At 72.7% G+C, this 21417-nt stretch carries 18 protein-coding genes and 1 pseudogene; 13 read left to right on the forward strand and 6 right to left on the reverse strand.

Features of this window, described 5'->3' with window-relative positions:
* Positions 1 to 127: 127 nt before the first annotated feature.
* The gene (gene eccCb, locus ACSNOA_RS15780; RefSeq protein ID WP_436659104.1) at positions 128 to 4456 is read right to left on the reverse strand and encodes a type VII secretion protein EccCb; all 4329 of its coding nucleotides are present in this window, start codon (positions 4454 to 4456) and stop codon (positions 128 to 130) included.
* A 2-nt stretch (positions 4457 to 4458) separates the two neighbouring features.
* On the reverse strand, positions 4459 to 4905 hold the full coding sequence (locus tag ACSNOA_RS15785; protein WP_436659105.1) for a hypothetical protein: 447 nt from the start codon (positions 4903 to 4905) through the stop codon (positions 4459 to 4461).
* Positions 4906 to 4982: 77 nt separating this feature from the next.
* On the opposite strand from ACSNOA_RS15785, the gene ACSNOA_RS15790 reads away from it, so the two are divergent.
* The 4 genes from ACSNOA_RS15790 to ACSNOA_RS15805 all read left to right on the forward strand — a co-directional run bounded on the left by ACSNOA_RS15790 (position 4983) and on the right by ACSNOA_RS15805 (position 7465).
* Positions 4983 to 5486: a DUF4396 domain-containing protein gene (locus tag ACSNOA_RS15790; protein ID WP_436659106.1), complete on the forward strand. Its 504-nt coding sequence runs from the start codon at positions 4983 to 4985 to the stop codon at positions 5484 to 5486.
* A gap of 34 nt (positions 5487 to 5520) precedes the next feature.
* Entirely contained in the window at positions 5521 to 6366 is an 846-nt protein-coding gene (locus tag ACSNOA_RS15795) for a helix-turn-helix domain-containing protein (RefSeq protein WP_436659109.1), read from the forward strand.
* Positions 6367 to 6377: 11 nt separating this feature from the next.
* Positions 6378 to 7097: an SDR family oxidoreductase gene (locus ACSNOA_RS15800; protein WP_436659111.1), complete on the forward strand. Its 720-nt coding sequence runs from the start codon at positions 6378 to 6380 to the stop codon at positions 7095 to 7097.
* 146 nt (positions 7098 to 7243) lie between these two features.
* Positions 7244 to 7465 (forward strand): hypothetical protein, encoded by a 222-nt coding sequence (locus ACSNOA_RS15805; protein WP_436659113.1) that lies wholly within the window; start codon positions 7244 to 7246, stop codon positions 7463 to 7465.
* A gap of 93 nt (positions 7466 to 7558) precedes the next feature.
* On the opposite strand, the gene ACSNOA_RS15810 is transcribed toward ACSNOA_RS15805, so the two are convergent.
* Both ACSNOA_RS15810 and ACSNOA_RS15815 read right to left on the reverse strand, forming a co-directional pair.
* Positions 7559 to 8536, reverse strand: a complete 978-nt coding sequence (locus ACSNOA_RS15810) for a helix-turn-helix domain-containing protein (RefSeq protein WP_436659114.1) — start codon at positions 8534 to 8536, stop codon at positions 7559 to 7561.
* A 187-nt stretch (positions 8537 to 8723) separates the two neighbouring features.
* The gene (locus tag ACSNOA_RS15815; protein WP_436659116.1) at positions 8724 to 9119 is read right to left on the reverse strand and encodes a MerR family transcriptional regulator; all 396 of its coding nucleotides are present in this window, start codon (positions 9117 to 9119) and stop codon (positions 8724 to 8726) included.
* On the opposite strand from ACSNOA_RS15815, the gene ACSNOA_RS15820 reads away from it, so the two are divergent.
* From ACSNOA_RS15820 to ACSNOA_RS15850, 7 genes and pseudogenes are all read left to right on the forward strand, one after another.
* Positions 9094 to 10365, forward strand: coding sequence for a glycosyltransferase (locus tag ACSNOA_RS15820; RefSeq protein ID WP_436659118.1), 1272 nt, complete (start codon positions 9094 to 9096; stop codon positions 10363 to 10365). The genes ACSNOA_RS15815 and ACSNOA_RS15820 overlap by 26 nt on opposite strands.
* Before the next feature lie 23 nt (positions 10366 to 10388).
* Entirely contained in the window at positions 10389 to 10784 is a 396-nt protein-coding gene (locus tag ACSNOA_RS15825; protein ID WP_436659119.1) for a VOC family protein, read from the forward strand.
* A pseudogene (locus tag ACSNOA_RS15830) lies at positions 10777 to 11676 on the forward strand (GNAT family N-acetyltransferase); the annotation flags it as partial. The gene ACSNOA_RS15825 and the pseudogene ACSNOA_RS15830, both read left to right, overlap by 8 nt.
* 100 nt (positions 11677 to 11776) lie before the next feature.
* Complete coding sequence (locus ACSNOA_RS15835; RefSeq protein WP_436659120.1) at positions 11777 to 12331, forward strand: tyrosine-protein phosphatase; 555 nt, start codon at positions 11777 to 11779, stop codon at positions 12329 to 12331.
* Between the two features lie 34 nt (positions 12332 to 12365).
* Entirely contained in the window at positions 12366 to 13136 is a 771-nt protein-coding gene (locus ACSNOA_RS15840; protein WP_436659121.1) for a class I SAM-dependent methyltransferase, read from the forward strand.
* 51 nt (positions 13137 to 13187) lie between these two features.
* Positions 13188 to 13976 carry an SDR family NAD(P)-dependent oxidoreductase gene (locus ACSNOA_RS15845; protein ID WP_436659122.1) on the forward strand — a complete coding sequence of 263 codons (789 nt, stop codon included), beginning with the start codon at positions 13188 to 13190 and terminating at the stop codon, positions 13974 to 13976.
* 173 nt (positions 13977 to 14149) lie between these two features.
* On the forward strand, positions 14150 to 15091 hold the full coding sequence (locus ACSNOA_RS15850; RefSeq protein ID WP_436659124.1) for an MBL fold metallo-hydrolase: 942 nt from the start codon (positions 14150 to 14152) through the stop codon (positions 15089 to 15091).
* 98 nt (positions 15092 to 15189) lie between these two features.
* Here ACSNOA_RS15850 and ACSNOA_RS15855 read toward each other — a convergent pair whose 3' ends face one another.
* Entirely contained in the window at positions 15190 to 17163 is a 1974-nt protein-coding gene (locus tag ACSNOA_RS15855) for an ABC transporter ATP-binding protein (protein WP_436659126.1), read from the reverse strand.
* Positions 17164 to 17266: 103 nt separating this feature from the next.
* A complete protein-coding gene (locus tag ACSNOA_RS15860) occupies positions 17267 to 18544 on the reverse strand; it encodes a vanadium-dependent haloperoxidase (protein WP_436659127.1) in 1278 nt (425 codons plus the stop codon).
* A gap of 191 nt (positions 18545 to 18735) precedes the next feature.
* Here ACSNOA_RS15860 and ACSNOA_RS15865 point away from each other — a divergent pair, with 191 nt between their 5' ends.
* Positions 18736 to 20073 (forward strand): alpha/beta fold hydrolase, encoded by a 1338-nt coding sequence (locus ACSNOA_RS15865; protein ID WP_436659129.1) that lies wholly within the window; start codon positions 18736 to 18738, stop codon positions 20071 to 20073.
* Positions 20066 to 21394: an aminopeptidase P family protein gene (locus ACSNOA_RS15870; protein ID WP_436659130.1), complete on the forward strand. Its 1329-nt coding sequence runs from the start codon at positions 20066 to 20068 to the stop codon at positions 21392 to 21394. Before ACSNOA_RS15865 ends, ACSNOA_RS15870 begins: the two co-directional genes overlap by 8 nt.
* The last annotated feature ends 23 nt before the right edge of the window (positions 21395 to 21417 follow it).

Genomic DNA, 21417 nt, shown 5'->3' on the forward strand with positions numbered 1-21417 from the left:
CCTTCGACGGTGGACAGTGGACGGTCGGGCGGCCGACGGTGGTGGGCCCGGGGCAGAAGTTCTTCCTACGCCGGGACGGAACCACCGGCAAGGGGTGCCACCGCGTCCTGCCGCCGCGCCGGCCGCGTCAGGGCTCCGACCACGCGGTCTGGACGACCATCGCGCCCTCACGGCGGCGTACCAGGGTGCCCCGGCCGGGCGGCAGCGGCTGCGGCCGCAGACCGCCGACGAGCGCGCCCTCGTCCCGGTTGCCGGACATGAGCAGCACCGGCGACTCCTGCTCGCGCAGGCGTTGCAGCACGGGCTCGTAGAGCGCCCGGGCGGCGCCGCCGGCGCGGCGGGCGACGATCATGTGCAGGCCGATGTCACGGGCCTGTGGCAGCAGCTCGTATATGTCGCTGAACGGGTTGTTGCCGGCGGACGCGACCAGGTCGTAGTCGTCGACCAGGATGTAGAGGTCCGGGCCTGTCCACCAGCTGCGCGCGCGGAGCTGTTCGGCGGTGACGTCCGGGCCGGGCAGCCGGTTCGTCATCGCCTCGCGCACGTCGGCCAGCCCTCCGGTGAGGCTCTGCTGGCTGTGAGCGTAGTGGATCAGGTGCTCGCCCTCGACCGCGCCCAACAGGCTGCGCCGGTAGTCCACGATCATCAGCCGGGCCTCGGCGGGAGCGCGCCGGGCGGCGATCTGCCGCGCCACGAGCCGGAGCAGGTTGCTCTTACCGCACTCCCCGTCACCGAAGACGATCAGGTGCGGGTCCCGGTCCAGGTCGAGGGTGACCGGTGCGAGCGACGACTCGTCGACCGCGACGGGCACCCCGCGCCCGGCCGGGCCGGCCAGCGCGTTGAGGTCCTCGGCCGTGAGCCGGCGCGGCAGCAGCCGCACCGGCGGCGCGGGCTCGCCGGGCCACGCCTCGGCGACCGTCTTCACGAGCTGCGCCGTGGCCGTGGCGAGGTCGCCCACGTCGTGCCTGCCGTCGATGCGGGTCAGCGCCGTGAGGAAGTGCAGCTTGTCGGGCAGCAGCCCGCGGCCCGGCGCGCGGTCGGGCACGTTCCGGGCGATCCGGCGGTCGAACTCGGACTCCGACGGGTCGCCCAGACGCAGCTCCAGCCGAGTGCCGAGCAGGTCGCGGAGGGTCAGGCGGAGCTCCGTCCACCGCGAGGCCGTAACCACCACGTGCACGCCGAAACCGAGCCCCCGCTGGGCTATGTCGGTCACCATCTGCTCGAGTTCCTCGTACTCGTTGCGCAGGGTGCTCCAGCCGTCCACCACGAGGAAGACGTCACCGAACGGATCGTCGGCGAACTTCCCGGCGGCACGGCCTGCCCGATAGGCCGCCATGGACGGGATGTCGTGCCGGAGGAAGAACGCCTCCCGCGCGTCGAGGACCGTGATGACCTCGGCCACCGTGCGCCGTACGGCCTCGCTCTCCCGCCGGCCAGCGACGCCGGAGACGTGCGGCAGCCCCTCGAGTGCCCGCAGCGCCCCGCCGCCGAAGTCGAGGCAGAAGAGCTGGACCTCCCGGGGCGTGTGGGTCAGCGCCAGCGACGCCACGATGGCGCGCGCCACCGTGGTCTTTCCCGACTGCGGGCCACCCACCACGGCGACGTTGCCGGCGCTGCCGTGCAGCTCCAGCCACAGCGTCTGCCGGGCCTGCTCGACCGGCACGTCGACGACGCCGACCGGTACGCGCAGCGAACCGGCGTCCCGTGAGGACGTGAGGCCCCGGGTGGCGTGCCGGAGCAGGGGAGGCATCAGCTCGTCCAGGCTGGGAGGCTCGACGAGCGGCGGCAGCCAGACCTGGTGCGCGGCGGCGTCGCGGCCGCGCAGCCGTTCGACGAGGATCTCCAGCAGGCTGCGGTCGAGCAGCTCCGGTGGCGCCTGCCCGTCCGGGTCGGCGACCGGGCCGGAGACGTACGAGGCCCGGAAGGCCTGCATGGCCGACCCCGCCTTGAGGTATCCGTGCCCGGGTGCTTGCGGCAGCTCGTACGCGTCCGGCACGCCGAGCGCGGCCCGGCTCTCGACGGCCGAGAAGGTGCGCAGGACGACCCGGTACGACAGGTAGCTCTCGAGGCCGCGCAGCCGTCCCTCCTCCAGCCGTTGGCTCGCGAGCAGGAGGTGCACGCCGAGGGAACGGCCCAGCCGCGCGATCTGCACGAAGACGTCGATGAAGTCGGGCTTGGCGGACAGCAGCTCCATGAACTCGTCGCAGATGACCACCAGGCTGGGCAGCGGCGCCAGCGGTGCGCCGGCCTCCCGGGCACGCTCGTGGTCCCACCGGTTGGCGTGGTTGCCGGCGGCCCGCAGCACCTTCTGCCGACGCAGCAGCTCGCCGGCGAGGGCGTCCGCCAGCCGGTCGACGAGGGTGAGATCGTCGGCGAGGTTGGTGATCAGGGCGCTGACGTGGGGCAGCCCGGCGAGGGGGCGGAAGGCCGCGCCGCCCTTGAAATCGATCAGGACGAGGTTGAGCTGGTCGGAGGTGTGCCGCGCGGCGAGCGCCACGACGAGCGTCCGCAGCAGCTCACTCTTGCCGGACCCGGTCGCCCCGACGAGGAGCCCGTGCGGGCCCATGCCGTCCTGCGCCGCCTCCTTGAGGTCGAGCAGCACCGGCTGGTTGTCCTCGCCGAGGCCGACGGGCACCCTCAGGTAGTCCGGCCCGGGGCCCGTCCGCCGCCCCTGGAACCGCCACAGCGTCGCGCGGTCGCGCACCCCGAGGACGAGGAGCGCCTCGTCGGGCCGCTCGCTGGTCGAGGCGGGTTCCCGCCCCGCCCAGCCACCCGTCGACGCCGACTCCCACGCCTGGGCGATGGTCGACACCAACGCGCCGGCGCCCTCGAGCGTCTCGGCCTCGGCGTCCGCCTCGCCGTCGGCGGCGCCGGCCGCCAGGTCGGGCAGCGCGATCCGGAAGGTCCGCCGACCGTGGATGGCCCAGCCGGGCAGGTTGGCCGGCAGGCGGGCCGCCTGATCGGGATTGATCAGCGACTCGTGTGGTTGCGACAGCCGCGTCTCGATCCGGATCTGCGGCAGCTCCCGCAGCTCCTCCGGGATGACGCGCCAGCTGCGCTCGACGACGACCACGTGGATGCCGTACCCGAGGCCCTTGTTGGCGAGGTCGACCACCCGCGTGGTGAAGTCGGGCAGCAGGGTGGCGAAGTCGTGCCAGCGGTCGACCACCAGGAAGACGTCCGGGCACGGGCCGGTCTTGAGGTCGGCCCGCCGGGCCCGCAGGCTGGTGGGCGACTCCAGCTCGTGCCGGCGGAAGAGCTGCTTGCGGGCGAGGACGTCCTGTTCCAGACGATCGAGCAGCTTGTCGACCTCGCCGACCTCGTCGTCGCCGAGGACCGCGTGGACGTGCGGCAGGCGTCGCATGGGGCCCAGCCGGTTGCCGCCCGACTCCAGGCAGTGGACGGCCACCTCGTCGTCGGAGTGGGTGAGGGCGAGCCCGCCGATGATGGTCCGCAGCAGGGTCGTCTTGCCGGTCCCGGCGCGCCCCACGACGAGCAGGTGGCCGTCCGAGGACGCCAGGTCCAGCCAGATCGGCTCGCCGACCGGTTGGTCGATCCGCTGGACCCGACCGACGGGAACCTTGAGCAGACCGCGCCGGCGCCACTCGGTCGCCTGCAGCTTCACGTCCTCGGCCGGTTCCAGTGGGCCCAGCAGGTCGCCGAGGCGGGGATCCCGCTGGTCGCGCTGCCGCCGGTGCCGCTGCTGGCCCTCCCGCGAGAGCGCGATGTGGATCTCGTCGCTCGCGCTGCCGAAGTGACACGGCGTCTGCGCCGACCGCTTCGGCAGCTCCAGGTGCACGTACCGCCACAGGTCGTCGGGGGTGATGCGGCCCTGACCGGAGATGTCCGCGGCGCCGGTGCTGATTCCCTGGATGACGGTCTCGGTGAAGGCCGAGCGCTGCCGCGGCTCGGTCTCCGACGCCGGCCGGCCGTCGTCGGCCCGCTCCACCGAGTTCGTCGCCGTGATGACGTAGCGGCCCTGCCCGGTCTTCAGCTCGCCGTCGATGGCCAGGTCGTCGGTGGTCTTCAGCCCGAGCCCCTCGAACGCCCCGCTGTAGCAGCAGTCGAGCAGGATGAGCGTGCTCGCCGCGTCGCACTCGTCCAGCAGCTCCCGGACGAACGAGGCGGAGATCGCGGTGGAGGAGAGGTGCGTTACCTCGGTGTTGGCCACCGCGAGGTGCAACCGGCCCCGCTTGCTGCTGCGGACGCCGTGCCCGGAGAAGTAGAGCAGGACGAGGTCCTCCGGCCCCGCGGCCCGCAGCATCGACTCCATGGCCCGCTCGATGGAGCTCTTCGACTCGTTCTCGAGCAGCACCGTCTGGTCGAACGCGCCGACGTCCGCGTCGGCGAGCAGGCTGAGCAGGTCCCGGGCCTCCTCGCGCGGCGCGTACAGGTCGGACAGGGACTCGTCGAGGTAGCGGTCGTTGGCGATCAGCAGTGCGCGACGCTGGCCCATCGTCAGCTCCCGGTGGGGGCGCTCCCGCCCGGACGGGACGCGGTGGCGGGCAGCGCCGCGGTGCCCGGGTCGCCCGTCGCCGAGCCCGGGCCGAGCAGCCGCGCCACCTGCTCGACGAGCTGCGCGTCGACCCGGGTGGCGCCGGTGATGACCAGCTCGTTGTCGCCGCTGCGCAGCCGGATCGAGCGCGCCTTGACCCGGTCGGCGTAGGCGATGGCGATCTGGGCGACGGCCCGCATGGTGGTGGCCGAGAAGAGGCCGCCGACGACCAGCATGCCCAGCTCCCACGCCTGCGGCGACTTCCCGTGCCCCTTTGCCGGCCGCTCGGCGTGCGCGACCCGCAGGCCGCGGACGGTGCGCAGGTCGTCGGCGAGCCCGGCGCTGAGCGCGTCGACCCGGTCGGGCGGAAGCGCCACGGTCGGTTCGATGAGCAGGGTGAGTTCGGACACGGCACCTCCAGCGGCGTTGATGTCTACATTCAACACCACGACAGGAGCGATCCCGACCCCTGCGCGAGGAGGTAGTCATGGGCCCGGACCACCACCCGGGCACGGCCGCCGGCCACGCCGGTCACCCCGTGGCGACGCCGGCGACCTGGGCCGTCGCCGTGGCGGCGACGCTGCACTGCCTGACCGGCTGCGCCATCGGCGAGGTGCTGGGCATGGTCGTCGGCACGGCGACCGGGCTGCACGACGTCGGGACCATCGTGCTCTCGATAGCCCTCGCCTTCGTGTTCGGCTACGCCCTGACCATGCGCGGCGTGCTGCGCGCCGGCGTGGGCTTCCGGGCCGCGCTGAGGGTGGCCCTCGCGGCGGACACCGTCTCGATCGCGGTGATGGAGCTGCTCGACAACGCCGTCATCGTCGCCATGCCCGGGGCGATGGACGCGGGGGTGACGACCGTGCTGTTCTGGGCGGCGCTGGCGTTCTCCCTGGTCGTGGCGTTCCTGGTCACGACACCGATCAACCGGTGGATGATCTCGCGGGGCCGGGGACACGCCGTCGTGCACCGCTACCACCATGCCGACTGAGAGGTCACGGGAGCCCGTCCCCACCGGCCGTCTCGTGGCGACGTCACGTCCGGCCCTCCGCGCGGGCGGCATGATGGAGGGCGTGCTGCCACTGCTGCACTCCCTGCCGGCCGAGCCCGTCCCCGGCTGCGGCGAGGCGACGAGCCGGCTGGCCCGCGCCGACCTGCGCCCGTACGTGCTCGGTTACGCCGGCTTCCGCACGCTCGTCGACGGCTACCTGCGGCGCCGGATCCTCCCGCTCACCGTCACCACGGTGATCGTGGAGTTCGCCGGTCCGGGCGGCTGGGTCACCGGCCCGCGCGGCGGCCACGTCGTGCACGAGTTGGCCGACTGGCGACACGGCGTGGCGATCGGGTTGACGCCGGCCGGGGTGAGCGCGCTGCTCGGCGTCCCCGCGCCCGAGCTGGTGGACGCGACCGTGAGCCCGGAGGCGCTTCTCGGCCGTCGTGCGGCGGAGCTGGCCGACCGCCTCGGCTCGGCGCCCGACTGGCCGGCCCGCTTCGCGCTGCTGGACGGCCTGCTCCCCACCTGGCTGCGGCCCGACCGGGCGCCCGACGACGTGGTGACGCGCGCGTGGTGGCGCCTCCAGCAGCCGGGGTGGACGGTGGGCGAGGTGGCCGCCGGCCTGGGCATCAGCCGCCGCGGCCTCGAGCTGGGATTCCGCCGCCGTGTCGGGATGCCACCCAAGACGGTGGCGCGGGTGGCCCGCTTCCAGCGCGCGGTGCACCGGCTGGGTCGGCCCGGCGCGGCCCTCGCCCGGGCCACCGACTGCGGGTACGCCGACCAGCCGCACTTCAGCCGGGAGGTGCGGGCCATGGCCGGCGTCACACCGGGTGAGCTGTTCGCATTCCTTCAAGACCTGCGGCGGCCGCCTCGCTAACGTGCCGGGGCATGACGTTGAGCGGAAAGACGGCGATCGTGACCGGAGGCTCCCGTGGCATCGGCCGCGCGATCGTGCGGCGCCTCGCGCGCGACGGGGCGCGCGTGGTGTTCAGCTACCGGGAGAACCGGGCCGCCGCCGAGGCGCTGGCCGCCGAGCTGGGCGCTGCCACCGCGGTGCGCGCCGACCAGGCCGACGTGAGCAGCCTCGACAATCTGTTCGCGGCGGTGCCCGACGGCCTGGACATCCTCGTGAGCAACGCGGCGATCAACCCCCGGGTGCCGGTGGCCGACATGACCGGCGACGACTTCGACCGCGTCATGACGGTCAACGTGAAGTACCCGCTGCTGGCCATGCGTCGCGCCGTCGACATCATGCGTGACCACGGCCGGATCGTCGGCATCTCCACGCTCAACACGGTGGTGCCGGCGCCGGGCCACTCGCTGTACGGCGCCAGCAAGGCGGCCCTGGAGCACGTCGCGGCGGTGGCAGCGCGCGAGCTGGGCAGCCGCGGCATCACGGTCAACACGGTCTCGCCGGGCGCCACCGACACCGACATGCTGCGCGACAGCAACCCGCCCGAGGCGCTGCGCCGGGTGCCGGAGCTGACCGCGCTGGGACGGCTCGGCCGGCCCGAGGACATCGCCGACGTCGTCGCGTTCCTCGTCGGGCCGGACGCGCGGTGGATCACGGGGCAGAACGTCCGGGCCACCGGTGGGCTGATGCTTTGACCTGGCGGGCCGCGATGTAACACCAACGGGACGGGCGACGCCGGGAAACGGTGGAAGGTCGGGTGTGCGACCTGACGAACGGGTCGGGGGTTCCCCGCCGCAACGAGTCCGAACAGCATACCGCCACCGCCCTGTGGAGTGCTCCCATGACCGAACCGGCACCGCGCAACTCGCCCCCGCGGAACGTGCCACCGCCCTGGCCCGGCCGTCCCGACGACGGGACCGCGTCGCCGGCCTGGAACCTGCCGACCCAGCGCCTACGTCCGCAACCCCGGCGCGCCGGGGAACGGTGGCCGTACGCCGTGTTCGCCGCGGTGACGCTGCTCATCGCGTGCCTCGCCACGGCGGTCGTCCTGCTGGCGCGATAGCCCGAGGATCCGCCGTCCGCCGTCCGCCGTCCCGCGTCCCGCGGGAACGGCGACCGGTCCGACCGGCGGCCCGTGCCGCGGGGCCGACGTCGGCTACGCGGTCCGTGTCGCGGCCCGCGAACGGAACCTCGCGCGGTACGCCCGGGGCGACACGCCCAACTCGCGGCGGAAGGTCTGCCGGAGGTTGGTGACCGAGCCGAGGCCGGTGCGGGCCGCCACGCGGTCCATCGGCTCGTCGCCGATCTCCAGCAGCCGCTGCGCGGCGAGCACCCGCTCCCGGGTGAGCCACCGGTGCGGGCTCGTCCCGGTGAGCCGGTGGAAGTGCCGGGCCAGCGTACGGGGGCTCATGTGGACCCGCTCCCCGAGCGAACCCAGCGACCACCGCTGGTCGAGGTGTTGGCGTACCCAGTCGAGCAGCTCCGGCAGCGGGTCGCCGGGATCCGGCGCGAGCGGGACGTCGACGAACTGGGCCTGGCTGCCGCCGCGATAGCCGGCGAGCACCATCCGGCGGGCGAGCGCGGCCGCGGCGTCGGCGCCGAAGTCTCCCCGCACCACGTGCAGCGCGAGGTCGACGCCGGCCGACATGCCGGCCGCCGTGAGGACGCCGCGGTCGTCCACGAACAGGGCACGCGGGTCCACTGTCGCGGCGGGGAAGAGCGAGGCCAGCAGCCGCGCCGCCGACCAGTGCGTCGTCACCCGGCGATGGTCGAGGAGACCGGCGTGGCCGAGCACGAACGCGCCCGTGCAGACCGACATGATCCGCGCCCCTCGCCGGTGGGCGCGCCGCAGCGCCGCCAGCAGCGGTCGTGGCGGAACCTCCCGCTCGCGGGTCCAGCCGGGCACGATCAGCAGCTCCGCGCCTTCGGTCTCGTCGAGCCCGTACGGCGCGTGGACGCTCACTCCACCGTCGAGGTCGACCTGTCCCGGCGTGGGAGCGCAGGTCCGACTGCGGTACCACGTCCCGAACCGCTTCGAGTGGTCGACGCCGAAGATCTCGTTCACCGTGACGTAGTCGAAGCTGCCGGCACCCGGGTAGGCCAGCATCGCCACGGCGGGCCCGTCGAGCGGCATCGCGCACCTCCTGCAACCGCGCCCCGGGGAGGGGCGGCGACGCCGGGCTGGGCGGCCCCGCCGGCCTTTCCGCGACACATGCTAGAGCCGGGTGGCGGGGCGCAGGGTGCGACCGTGGGGGGATCAGCCAGGTGGTACGAGCGCCGCCCTCTCCGGTTGCGTGGGCCAGGAGCACGATGTTTCCCGTTCAGCTTCCGCCAGGCCCGTCGTGGGACTGCCCGGGCGCACCGCTCTCATGTGTGATCACTTCTCGGAATCTGGGGCACTGGGTGAAATCGGCGTGGTGACAGCCAAGGACGGAGTTGATGAGATCCAACGCTGCCTGGGTGGCGGCGATGCGATCCTCCAACTCTTTGCGGTGCCGCCGTAGGATCGCGGTCCTCGGCGCAGGGTCGGCCGTCGTGATCATCTGTTGGATCTGGTCGAGGCTGAGACCGGCCTGTTTGCCGCGCAGGATGGCGGCCACCCGGTAGGCGTCGTCGTCGGTGTAGCGGCGCTGCCCTCCGACCCGTGCCGGCGTGATCAGCCCCATCGACTCCCAGTGCCGCAGGACATGGGTGGCCAGCCCGAACCGTTGCGCCATCTCGCCGATAGCGAACGACGCGGCGCTTGACTTCATGTCGACATTAAGCCGCAGACTCGGGATCATGTCCATCACGACTGATGAGGCGCGAGTGGCCAGCCGACCTCTGCACGTGGCGCAGGTCATCCGCGATGGCGGCGGCACCGCGTCCGTCGAACTGACCGTCGCGGGCAAGCTCAGGGACCGCGGCCACCGGGTGACGCTCCTCGGCCCGCCAGAAGTACGCGAACAGGCGCACGACCGCGGGTTCCACCTGGAACAGCTCGCCTGGCCGCCGCAGGTTGCAACCCGGTCGACGGAGGACCTGGTTCCGCGGATGATCGACGCGAGTGATGCGTGGGCACGCCAGCTGGCACCCCGATTCGACGACGGTGTGGACCTCGTCGTCGCCGACTGCGCCGTGTTCGGCGCGCTGATGGCCGCCAGGACCAGCGACGTTCCGTCCGCGGCTCTCATGCCGACGGTGTACGTCGCCGGCGCCCTACGCGCGAGAGCCGACCACGTGCGGGGCGACTGGGCCAGCGCGCTGGACGGTCTCAACCACGCCCGGGAGGCACTCGAACTGCCCCCCGTCGCCTCGCTCACCGAGCAGATCCTCGACGTGGACCGGCTGCTCGTCCTTTCCAGCCGCAGCTTCGAGCTGCCCGACGTCCGACCACCTGACCACGTCCGCTACGTCGGCCCGCAACTGCCCAAGCGGCGTCGGCCGCCCGCGGTACGGCTGCCCGACGGTGACGAACCGCTGGTCCTGGTGAGCCTGAGCACCACCGACCAGGGCCAGCTCGACGTGCTCAAGCGTCTGCTGGCCGGAATCGCGCTGTTGCCGGTACGCGCGTTGGTCACGCTCGGCAACTCGGTGGACGCCGACCAGCTCGATCCACCGGCCAACGCGGTGCTGGAACGGTTCGTACCGCATGAGTCCGTGCTGCCCCACGCCAGTCTGGTCGTCACCCATGCCGGCCACGGCACCGTGATGGCCGCCGTCAGCGCCGGCGTACCGCTGGTGTGTGTGCCGATGGGGCGCGACCAGCCGGCGGTCGCTGCCCGCGTCACCCGCCACGGCCTCGGCGTCCGCATCGGACCGGATGCCGATGTGGAGACCGTGCGTTCAGCGATCGACCACGTGCTCAACGAGCCGGGCTATCGCGAGGCGGCTCGACGGATGGCCACGGCCATCGAACCCGCGAACCTCATCGTCGACGAGGTGGAGGCGCTCGCAACCGCCAGGCTCCGCCGCGTCTCATGAGCCGATGGAAGGAGAATGCGACCGTGCCGAACCGATGGAGCGGAATCACCATCGACTGTGCCGACCCACGACGACTGGCCCGGTTCTGGAGCACGTTGCTGGGCCGTGAGGAAGGGCCCACGGAGCCCGGGTGGGTCTACCTCGGTGACCGCACCGACATGCTTCCGCGCCTGGTCTTCCAACCCGTCCCGGAACCCAAGCGGGGAAAGACCCGGATCCACCTGGACGTCTCGGTGGACGACATCGCCGCCGGCATGGCGGAGGTCGTGTCCCTCGGCGGATCGTTCACCGGCGAGCGCCACGACTACGACGAGGGTGTGGTCGTCGTGATGGCCGACCCGGAGGGGAACGAATTCTGCCTGGCGCAGTACTTCTCGAGCACGGAACCGGTCACGGACGAGAAGGCGTTGGATGTCTGACTCGTTCACGTGCCCCCTGTTGGAGGGGCGTCTCGTGAGACTCGAACCGCTGGGCCACCAGCATGCCGCCGACCTCGCCGCGGCGTGCAGCGAGGACCGTAGCTCCTACGCGTTCACCTGGGTGCCTCACCCGGACGAGGTCGACGACTACATCGACACCCAGCTCGCCCGCGCCGAGACCGGAAAGTTGGCTCCGTACGCCGTGGTCGACAAGGCGTCAGGCCGTGCGGTCGGATCGACGGCCTACTGGGATCCCCGGCCGTGGCCCGACGGTAGCAATCTCTGCGCCGTCGAGGTCGGCTTCAGCTGGCTGGCCGCGACGGCGCAGGGCAGCGGCATCAACACCGAGGCCAAGCTACTGCTCTTCGACCACGCCTTCACCGCGTTCGGCGTGGCCCGGGTCGACCTGAAGACCGACGCACGCAACCTCCGCTCCCGCGCCGCGATCGAAAGCGTGGGTGGGACGTTCGAGGGTGTGCTGCGCCGCTGGTCGCGATCCTGGGCGCCCGGCGAGGCCGGACGACTCCGGGACTCAGCGATGTACTCCATCGTGGCCGAGGAATGGCCCGAGCGCCGCGCCCTGCTCACCGCACGGCTCGCTGAGCGGCATCCAGTCCGGATCCGCTCACCCTGGCCGGCGTCCGTGCCGTCAGTTCCGTCGACCATCGAAGGCGCGGGTCACGTGGTCCCGCTGGACGGCGCACTCAACACTCGTGCCGTCGCCGGCTTCCGCACTGCCGACGGGAGGCGGGTCAAGCCCGGCATCCTGTACCGCAGCTCCGCCTTGTCGTATCTCACCGATCGCGACCTCGTCACCCTGGAACGACTGGGCATCCGCACGGTCATCGACTTCCGCGGCCGCAAGGAACAAGCAAAGGCCCCCGATCGTCTGCCGGCCGGAGCGGTCACGATCAGCCGCGCCGGTCGACCAGGACGACCTGGACTTCGCCAAGATCAGATCGCTACTGCACCGGCACGGGTTCTCCGACCAGATGCACGACCGGGCCAAGGTCGAGGAGTACGGCCCGTTCTACCGGATGCTCACTCTGGTCAACGGCTACGGCGATGCCGACTTCCTCCGCAGACTCGGCGCCTACAAGGCGATGTTCGACCAGCTCCTCCACCCGGCGCGGGAAGGCGCGATCCTCATCCACTGCACCGGCGGACGGGACCGCACCGGCATCGCCACGGCAATCCTGCTCAGGGCGCTCGGCGTCTCCGACACCACGATCCGAGCCAACTACCTCGCATCGAACCTTCTCCTGCAACCGGACCGGCACGACCCGAACAGCACCTCGTACCAGCGATTCACCTTCTCCAACGTCTACGTCCAGCCCCCGCGCAACCACACGTTCGCGAAGGTCGCCGCCACTCTCGGCGAGACTCCGCACCACCTCTACGACGCCATCAAGCTCCGCCCCGAGTACCTGACCACTCTATGGGCGACCATCGATCACCAGTACGGATCGTTCGACAGCTTCCTCGCTGCCGCGTACGACCTACGCCCGAGCCGAATCACCGCGCTCAAAGACATCATGACTGCCTGAGCCGCGCTCGCGGTCGCTCAACGGAAGGGACGACATGTCCGAGGTAGCCACACACTACGAGAGCCTGCTGGCGCGGCATTACACCTGGATGCTGGGCGGGGATTTCGACGAGCTCGTCGCGGAGCAGCGCCAGCTGCTCGACTCGCTGGACATCCGAGCGTTCGGGAAGCCGAACCGCACGGCCCTCGATCTCGGCTGCGGGTCGGGCATCCAGTCGATCGCGCTGGCGCAACTCGGGCACGACACCGTCGTCGGCGTCGACGTGAGCCCGACACTCCTCGCCGAGATGACGGCACGGACCACGGCGTACCCAGCAGTACGGCCCGTCCACGCCGATCTCTGTTCGGGCTTGGACAGCATCGTCGCGCCGCAGTCGGTCACCACGGTCGTGTGCATGGGTGACACCCTGCCGCACCTACCGGACACCACAGCCGTACGCCGCCTTGTCGAGGACGTCTTCGACGCGCTCGTCCCCGGAGGAGCCTTCGTTCTCACCTTCCGCGACCTCACCACACCGTTGAGCGGGCTCGACCGCTTCATCCAGGTACGCACCGACCCGGAACGCATCATGACGTGCTTCCTCGAGGACGAGGGCGACGCGGTACGCGTCCACGACCTCGTCCACACCAGAGACGCGGACGGGACCTGGCAGTTCGACAAGAGCAGCTACCGCAAACTCCGCCTGCCCACCACCTGGGTCCGCGACCTGCTACACGAGGCCGGCTTCGTCGTCGCACCACCCGTATCCGGACCGCGGGGACTGCGCGTCGTCACCGCTCGGCGTCCCGAGCACGCGTCCTCGTAGCCACCGGGATGGCGCCCAACCCCGGAGAACCGCGGATCACCGAGGAGACAGGTGAGCAGACTGTTCGATCTCACCGGAACCACCGCCGTCGTCACCGGTTCGAGCCGCGGCATCGGCCTGGCCATCGCCCGCACGTTGCTCGAGCAGAACGCCCGCGTGCTCATCAACGGCCACGCCGCCGACGAGACCGAACGGACCTTCCACGCGTTGAACCAGCGGTTTCCGCCCCTCGTCGACGGCTCACCCCGCGTGGCGCGTCTGCCCGGCGACATCTCGGACGAGACCGTCGCCCAGGATCTGGTCGAGTACGGCCTGACGGCGTTCGGCCAAATCGACCATCTGGTCTGCAACGCCGGCGTCGACATCATAAGAGCCGCGGTGGACTACAGCCCCGCCGAGTGGGACCGGATCCTGGCCGTCAACCTGCGCGGCGCGTTCCTGCCGGCCCAGGCCGCCGCCCGCCATTGGATCGCGCGGGGCCGAGGCGGCTCGATCACCCTGACATCCTCCATCGCCGGCGTCGTGGGCATCCCCGGGCTGGCGCCGTACGCGGCAAGCAAAGGTGGCGTCAACCAGCTCGTGCGTACCCTCGCCGCCGAATGGGCACCCCACCACATCCGCGTCAACGCGGTCGCTCCCGGCTACGTGGAGAACATCATGGACAGCGTGACCGTCCACGACGACCCCGCCTCGGACCGACGCATCGGAACGTTCACCCCATTCGGCCGCCGTGCGACCGTCGACGAGATCGCCGCCCCCTACGTCTTCCTGGCGTCCGCCGGCGCCAGCTATGTCACCGGCTCGGTGCTGACCGTCGACGGCGGCTACACCGCGACCTGAACGGATGCCGAAGCGTTCGCGACGGCGGCGCTCTCCGGTCACGTGTCGACAGGATCCGGTCAGCCGGGCCTCGACCGCGTCACCGCGGGCCGCGGTCGGCCCTAGCGTGACCCGGGGGCGGCCACGACCGGCCGGCCCATCAGGTCAGGCACCACGCTGTGGGAGGCAACGCCGTGGGTGACACAACCGGAGCGCTCGGACGACGGACCGTCCCGGCCGCCGCCGCGACGGCGGGGACGACCGGGGCCGTGGGCACGCCGGACCGGGCCGAGGCCGCGACGCCCCGGGGGCGGCGGGCGGTCCCGTCGCGCGCGGTCGGCCCGTTCACGGTGACGCCGCTGCTCGACGCCGCCGGGCCGTTCTTCCTCGACCGGCGGGAAGCCTTCCCCGAGGCGACCTCCTCCGACTGGGATCGCGCCCGCCTCCTCGACCCGGACGCGTTCGGGCCGGGGGAGACCTGGCAGCTCGACTTCCGTTGCTTCGCGATTCGCGGTCCCGGCGACCGGGTGATGCTGGTCGACGCCGGTGTGGGGCCCGACGGCAGTCCGGCGGCGGCCTGGGCGCCCACGCCCGGCACGCTCCCGGCCGGGCTCCAGCGCGCCGGCATCGACCCCGTGCACGTCGACACCGTGGTGCTCACCCACCTGCACGAGGACCATGTCGGCTGGTCGGTGGGACGGGACGGGGCACCGATGTTCCCCAACGCGCGCTACGTCGTCCAGCGGCGGGAGACGGCGGCGCTGCCCGAGGGCGACGCGGCGCTCGCGTACGTGGTCGAACCGTTGCGCGCGAGCGGGCAACTGCACGAGGTGGACGGTTCCGCGCGCCTTTTCGCCGCAGGCCGCTCGAGCGACTCGGTACGCGTCGTGCCGACGCCCGGGCACACACCCGGTCACCAGTCCGTCGTCGTCGACGGCGGCGCCGAGCAGGTCATCGTCACCGGCGACGTCCTGGTGCACGCGGTCCAACTGGTCGACCCCGCGGTGGCCTACCGGTTCGAGGTGGACGCCGAGGTGGCCCGCCGGACGCGACGGCGACTCCTCGACGACGCGCGACGCCGCGGGGCGGTGCTGGCCACCGCCCACCTGAACCGGCCCTGGGTGGACCTCGACTGATCCGGGCTGGTCGGCCCGGCCGGCGCCACGGGGGATCCGGCCGGGCTCCGGGGATCCGGCCGCGCTCCGGGGATCGGGCCGGGCTTCGGGGCCGACCGTCAGCCGGACGCGGGTCGGCGCGGCGCGGGCGGGGTGCTGTCGTAGCCGGCGGCCTGGAGGGTGAACAGTTCGGCGTAGCGGCCGCCCGCGGCCATGAGGTCGTCGTGACTGCCGGCCTCGACCAGCTCGCCCTCGTGCAGCACGAATATCCGGTCGGCGTGCCGGACGTTGGCCAGCCGGTGGGTGATGAGGATGGTGGTGGCGCGGCCCTGCCGGTCCCGGATGGCCTGGAACAGCGCGTGCTCCGCCCGCGGGTCGAGGGCCGAGGACGGCTCGTCCATGACGAGGAGTTCGGCGTCGCGGAGGAAGCCGCGGGCGGCGGTGATCCGCTGCCACTGCCCGCCGGAGAGGTCCTGACCGTTGGCGAAGGTGCGGTCGAGCAGCGTCTCGTATCCGTGGGGCAGCTCCTCGATCATGTCGTGGGCGACCGCGCGGGCGGCTGCGGCCTCGATACGCTCCCGCCGCGGCTCGGTCTCGACGTCCCCGATGGCGATGTTCGTGGCCGCCGTGAACGGCCACTTGTGGTATTCCTGCGTGACGACCGCGATGCGGCTCTGGACGGCGTCGTGGCGCCAGTCGGCGAGCGGGCGGCCGTTCCAGCGGATGACCCCCTCGGTTGGCGTGCGCAGGCCGGCGATCATCGCGGCGAGCGTCGACTTGCCCGAGCCGTTCTCCCCGACGAACGCGACCGTCTGCCCCACCTCGATGGTGAGGCTCACCCGGTGCACGGCCGGTGTGTCCCGGTCCGGATAGCGCAGGCTCACGGCGTCGACCGCCAGCTCCCGCAGCGGGCCCGGCGCGGGCGCCTCCTGCCGCCCGTCGCGCGCCTGCGTCGGCAGGTAGGCGGCGGCGCGGGTCATGAAGCCGGTGTAGTCGCGGAAGTGCTGCCCCTCGGTGTAGACCTCGTCCACCTGGTAGGTGACGATCGACAGGGAACGCTGCGCGGCCTGCACCGCCAGGACGCAGGTCGCCGCCGCGGCGAGGGGGATCTGCCCGTCGACGAGCAGCAGCCCGAGCAGGACGTAGACGGTGGCGGTCGCGAGGCCGGCGATCGACGACCCGATCGTGGTGGTCGTGGTGACCCGCCGGGCGAGCGCGAGCTGGATGTCCGCCTCCACGCCCATGACCCGGTCGTACTGGTCGAGCAGGAACCGGCGGAGGCCGTAGGACCGCAGCTCGGGCGCGGAGTCGCGTTCGGCCATCAGCTTGTGCAGCAGCCACATCCGGCGACGGCGTACCGAGCCGGCGGCGTAGGTCCGGTAGCGCAGGTGTCCGGCGCGCAGGGACGCCCAGGCCTTGGGCACCGTGGCCACCAGCAGCGCCGCCAGCAGCAGCGGGTGGATGACCACGACGGCGACGGCCACGGCGAGCACTCCCGTGAGGCCGGCGAGAAGGTTCATCGACGCCTGCACCAGCCGCGTCGTCTCGTCCGCGCCCCGGGAGGCGCGTTCCATGTCGTCGGCGAAGGCGTCCGCGTCGAACGCCTCGAGCCGCACCGCGGTGGTCACCTCGAACAGGCCGCGCTGCACCTCCCGGTCCACCTTCGGGGTGAGGCCGTTCTGGGCGTACCCCATGGCGGTGGCCATGCCGGCGCGCAACGCCGTGGCGGCGGTGAGAGCGAGCAGCGCGGGCAGCGCCGCGACCACCCGCTCCGGCGTCGGGCCGCCCGCGAACAGCTCCACGAGCACCCGCTGCGTGGCGAGGAGCCCGAACGCCGCCATCACGGCGGCGCCCAGCGTCGCCGCCGCCACGACCGAGGTGCGGATCCGGTCGGCCCGCCAGCTGACCGCCAGCGCGGCCCGGACCAGCTGCGGCAACTCCGCGAACACGGCGAACACGCCGGCCTGCGCGCGGGCCCGGACCCCAGCCTCCCACCACATCTCCCGCAGCTCGGGCAGCACCGACTCCGCCCGCGCCGGGCCCGTCGGCTGAGTCGGGGTACGCGGCCCGTCCGTGGTCGCCGTCTCGGACATGGCGCGCCTCCAGGGTCGGCAGGGCGGGTGGGCCGGACGCATTGTATGCGTACGGTCACCGCTGGTTATCGCCCTGACGTCCGGAACACGGACGCCGACCGGGTCATCCGCGGGGGCGGAAGTGGTGCCGGACCGCGTAGCGGAAGACGGCCTCGCCGAGCTCGGCCCCGTCGACGTCGGCGCTGCGGAAGTGGACGCCGCCCCACACCCGCGCGCCGATCAACTCGTCGAGGGCCTGGCTGAAGCTGGTGAAGTGCCGGGTCGTGCCGGAGTCGACGCTGGACCCGCTGAACGGCACGTCGTCCCGGCCGAAGAAGTGGCGGTACAGCGCCATCCGGGAGCCGGTGCCGCAGGCGTGGCCGGACGGGTACTCGGGGAAGGGCGGCGTGACCAGCAACGGCGTCCAGTCGGGGTCGGCCGCCGTCCCGGGGTTGCCGTCGGCGCCGGCCAGCGGGATGGCGGTGACCGGACGCCAGTAGCTCCAGAACTCCTTCTGGCTGAAGCAGGCCACGCCCGCGTCGGCCACGATCAGGTCGGTCATCGCGAAGAAGCGCGCGGTCTGCAGGACGCTCAACCGCTGGGTCGTGGCGAGCTGGCGCTTGATCTCCCAGGAGGCGGAGCGCCGGTCGTGCCACCACAACGCGGCCTCGGTCTGGTCGCGGGTGCGGACCGGGCTCGACGCCGAGCCGACCGTCTTGACCTCGTTGAGGTCGCGGGCGTATGCGGCGCTGGTGAGCGGCGGTGGCCCGGGTGCGCGGAACAGCGCCGCGGCGGGCAGGAGAAAGGGTCGCATGTGCCCGGTCCACGCCCCCTGGGAGAGGAACAGCGGCGGGGTCGGACGCCACTCGCCGGGCCGGGTTCCGGTCACCCACTGCTGGTCGCCGAACGCGCCGTCGTCCTGCCGCGCCTCCACCATGGCGGTCGCGGCCCGCGCGCCGACCGTGACGCCACCCCGTTTCGACGGCCCGTCCGGGATGGTGTCGAGCGCCTCGTCGTACTGCGCCCGCAGCCGCGCCCGCTGGTCGGGGAAGAGACTGGTGAGCACGCCGTGGGCCGCGGTCGCGACCGCCGCGGGCACCGACTCCCGCCCGGTGGCCGCCGGTGCGCCGAGGTGCGGCTGGTACGGGGTTCCGGCGATCGCGTTCACGGCGTCGTAGACGGCGCCGTTCACCATCGCGAAGCTGCGGACCTGCTCGTTGGGCTGCTGGGCCGCGACGTCCCAGATCGCGGTCTGCGCGTGGAGGTCCCAGGCGATCACGGGATTGGTGGCGGGGGCCGCGACGGCCGTCGCAGGCGCCGGAACGGTGGCCGCGAGCAGGGCGCCCACGGTGATCACGGCGGAGGTGACGCGAAGCGAGGTCGTACGCCGGCGAACTGTCATCGGTGCCCCCGTGCGGTCGGAAAGACATTGACCACCGTCGACGGTAGCACTGTGGACCCGCCCGTCGGTCGTCGCGATCCGAGCGGTATTCGGGTCTTGGCAGGTCGAGATCCCGGACCTAGGATCAGTGCAATGGCACACCTTACTGGAGGGCTCGGCGGCGTGCCGGCCACGGCGTGCGGGTGCCGCCCGTGACCGTCGCCGCCACCTACACGATTCCCGGCATGCGCGTGCGGGACCACGTCACCGACGTGCCCCTGGACTGGTCCGACCCGTCGCGCGGCAGCATCCGGCTCTTCGCCCGCGAGATCGTCGACCCGGTCCGGGCCGGCGAGGACCTCCCGTGCCTGGTCTACCTTCAGGGCGGGCCCGGCGGGAAGGGTCCCCGGCCGCTCGACCGGTCCGGCTGGCTCGGCCTGGCGCTGCGCGACCACCGCGTCGTTCTCGTCGACCAGCGCGGCACCGGCCGCAGCACCCGCGTCGACGGCCGGACGATCGACACGTTCCCCACGGCCGAGGCGGCCGCCGACTTCCTCGCGTGTTTCCGCGCCGACTCGATCGTGGCCGACCACGAACACCTGCGAAAGACCGTCTTCGGAGGCCGACGCTGGTCCACCCTGGGGCAGTCGTACGGCGGCTTCCTCACGCTCACGTACCTGTCGAACGCCCCGGCGGCGCTGGCCGCCTGCTACGTCACGGGCGGCCTGCCCGCGCTCGACCCGTCGGCCGCGGAGGTCTACCGGCGCACCTACCCGCGCGTCGAGGCAAAGAACCGGGAGTTCCACAGGCGGTACCCGCACCAGGTCGCCCAGGTGGGCCGGATCGCCGACCGGCTGGCCGCCGGCGACGTGCGGTTGCCCGACGGGGACGTGCTGAGCGTCCGGCGCTTCCAGTCGCTCGGACTCGACCTCGGCATGAAGCCCGGCTACGAGCGCCTGCACTGGCTGCTCGACGAGGCGTTCGCCGGGGACGAGCTCTCGGCCACCTTCCTGCACCAGGTGCTCGCGAGGACGTCGTACGCCGACAACCCGCTGTTCGCGGTGATGCAGGAGAGCATCTACGGCCACGGCGCCGGCGCCACCGGCTGGGCGGCGCAGGCCGAACGCGCCCGGCACCCGCAGTTCGCCGAGGACGCCCGGCCGTTGCTGTTCACCGGCGAGATGATCTATCCCTGGATGTTCGAGGAGATCGCCGAGCTGCGCCCGTTCCGCGGCGCCGTCGAGGTGCTCGCCGCCCGGGAGGAGTGGCCGCCGCTCTACGACCCGGACCGGCTGGCCGCCAACGAGGTTCCGGTGGCCGCCGCCGTCTACTACGACGACATGTACGTCGACGCGGGCCTGCAACTGGACACCGCGGCCCGCGTGGGCAACGTCCGGACCTGGATCACCAACGAGTACGAGCACGACGGCGTCCGCGAGGACGAGCGGGTCTTCGCCCGGCTGGCCGCCATGGTCCGCGAGCAGGGCGGGGGAGTCACCGACACCGGGGAGCCCGCGGGTCTCCGGCGGGAGGGAGGGTCCGATGCCTGACGGCAGGCCGCCGAGGCTGTCCGAGGTCGCCGCGTTCGGCGAGTACATGACGACCGGCTGGGACGTGCCCGACCGCACCCCGCCGGTGGTGCCCGGCGCCGCCGAGGCGGCCGCGGCCCACCGCGCGCGGCTGGCCGAGGCCCTGCCCGGCCGGACGATCGTGCTCGCGGCGGGGGAGGCGCCCGTACGCAGCAACGACACGACGTACGACTTCCGCCCGGACAGCGACTTCTTCTGGACGACCGGCTGCGCGGCGGAGAACGCCGTGGTGGTGCTGCGCGGCGGCGACGCCACCCTCTACCTCCCGCCGCCCGTCCAGCCCGGCGACCCCGGATTCTTCGCCGACGCCCGCCACGGCGAGCTGTGGGTCGGCGCCGCGCCCGGGCTCGCCGACTGGGCGCGGGCGCTCGGCGTCGACGTCCGGCCGCTCGCCGAGCTGACCGAGGCCGTGACGCGGGACGAGGAGGTCGGCCGCACCCTCGCCGAACTGCGCATGCACAAGGACGAATGGGAGGTCGGCCAGCTCCGGGAGGCGGTGGACCGCACGGTCGAGGGCTTCGCCGAGGTGGTCCGCGAGATCCCCACCGCCGTCGCGGGACCGGGGGAGCGATGGCTCCAGGGCACCTTCGACAGGTACGCCCGTGCGTACGGCAACGGCCCCGGCTACGCCACGATCGTAGGCAGCGGCCGGCACGCGCCGACCCTGCACTGGGTGCGCTGCGACGGCCCGGTGCTGCCCGACGAGGTGCTCCTGCTCGACATGGGTGTCGAGGTGCGCAGCCACTACACGGCCGACGTCACCCGCACGTTCCCCGCCTCGGGGCGGTTCTCGCCGGCGCAACGTCAGGTGCACGACCTGGTGGAGAGCGCCCACCGGGCGGGGCTCGCGGCGGTGGGCCCGGGCCGCCGGTTTCCCGAGTTCCACCATGCGGCCATGGAAGTCATCGCGCAGGGGCTCGCGGACTGGGGCCTGCTGCCCGTCTCCGTCGACGAGGCGCTGGCCGACACCGGGCAGCACCACCGGCGCTACCTGGTGTGCGGCATCGGTCACCACCTGGGGCTCGACGTGCACGACTGCGGCCGGGCCGCGGAGGAGGCGTACCACGGCGCGGCCATGGCGCCGGGCATGGTGCTCACGGTCGAACCCGGGCTGTACTTCCACGCGCACGACCTGACCGTGCCGCCGGAGCTGCGCGGTATCGGCGTCCGCATCGAGGACGACCTCCTCGTCACCCCGGACGGCCACGAGGTGCTGTCCCGCGCGTTGCCGCTGGAGGCCGACGGTCTGGAGAAGTGGATGGCCGCCGCTCAAGCCGTGTGACATTGCACTAAAGTTTCCCCGCA

Origin of the sequence: Micromonospora sp. URMC 103 (assembly GCF_051386435.1) — a bacterium.
In the GTDB taxonomy this organism is placed as follows: domain Bacteria; phylum Actinomycetota; class Actinomycetes; order Mycobacteriales; family Micromonosporaceae; genus Micromonospora.

What these genes read in the sequence shown, in the direction of transcription:
- ACSNOA_RS15810 (WP_436659114.1), bottom strand. Translation starts at nt 8,536, where the DNA reads ATGCCGCTCGACGGGCCCGCCGTGGCGATGCTGGCCTACCCGGGTGCC.
- ACSNOA_RS15855 (WP_436659126.1), bottom strand. Translation starts at nt 17,163, where the DNA reads ATGTCCGAGACGGCGACCACGGACGGGCCGCGTACCCCGACTCAGCCG.
- ACSNOA_RS15835 (WP_436659120.1), top strand. Translation starts at nt 11,777, where the DNA reads ATGCACGACCGGGCCAAGGTCGAGGAGTACGGCCCGTTCTACCGGATG.
- ACSNOA_RS15800 (WP_436659111.1), top strand. Translation starts at nt 6,378, where the DNA reads ATGACGTTGAGCGGAAAGACGGCGATCGTGACCGGAGGCTCCCGTGGC.
- ACSNOA_RS15870 (WP_436659130.1), top strand. Translation starts at nt 20,066, where the DNA reads ATGCCTGACGGCAGGCCGCCGAGGCTGTCCGAGGTCGCCGCGTTCGGC.
- ACSNOA_RS15790 (WP_436659106.1), top strand. Translation starts at nt 4,983, where the DNA reads ATGGGCCCGGACCACCACCCGGGCACGGCCGCCGGCCACGCCGGTCAC.
- ACSNOA_RS15860 (WP_436659127.1), bottom strand. Translation starts at nt 18,544, where the DNA reads ATGACAGTTCGCCGGCGTACGACCTCGCTTCGCGTCACCTCCGCCGTG.
- ACSNOA_RS15815 (WP_436659116.1), bottom strand. Translation starts at nt 9,119, where the DNA reads ATGGCGCAACGGTTCGGGCTGGCCACCCATGTCCTGCGGCACTGGGAG.
- ACSNOA_RS15840 (WP_436659121.1), top strand. Translation starts at nt 12,366, where the DNA reads ATGTCCGAGGTAGCCACACACTACGAGAGCCTGCTGGCGCGGCATTAC.
- eccCb (WP_436659104.1), bottom strand. Translation starts at nt 4,456, where the DNA reads ATGGGCCAGCGTCGCGCACTGCTGATCGCCAACGACCGCTACCTCGAC.
- ACSNOA_RS15805 (WP_436659113.1), top strand. Translation starts at nt 7,244, where the DNA reads ATGACCGAACCGGCACCGCGCAACTCGCCCCCGCGGAACGTGCCACCG.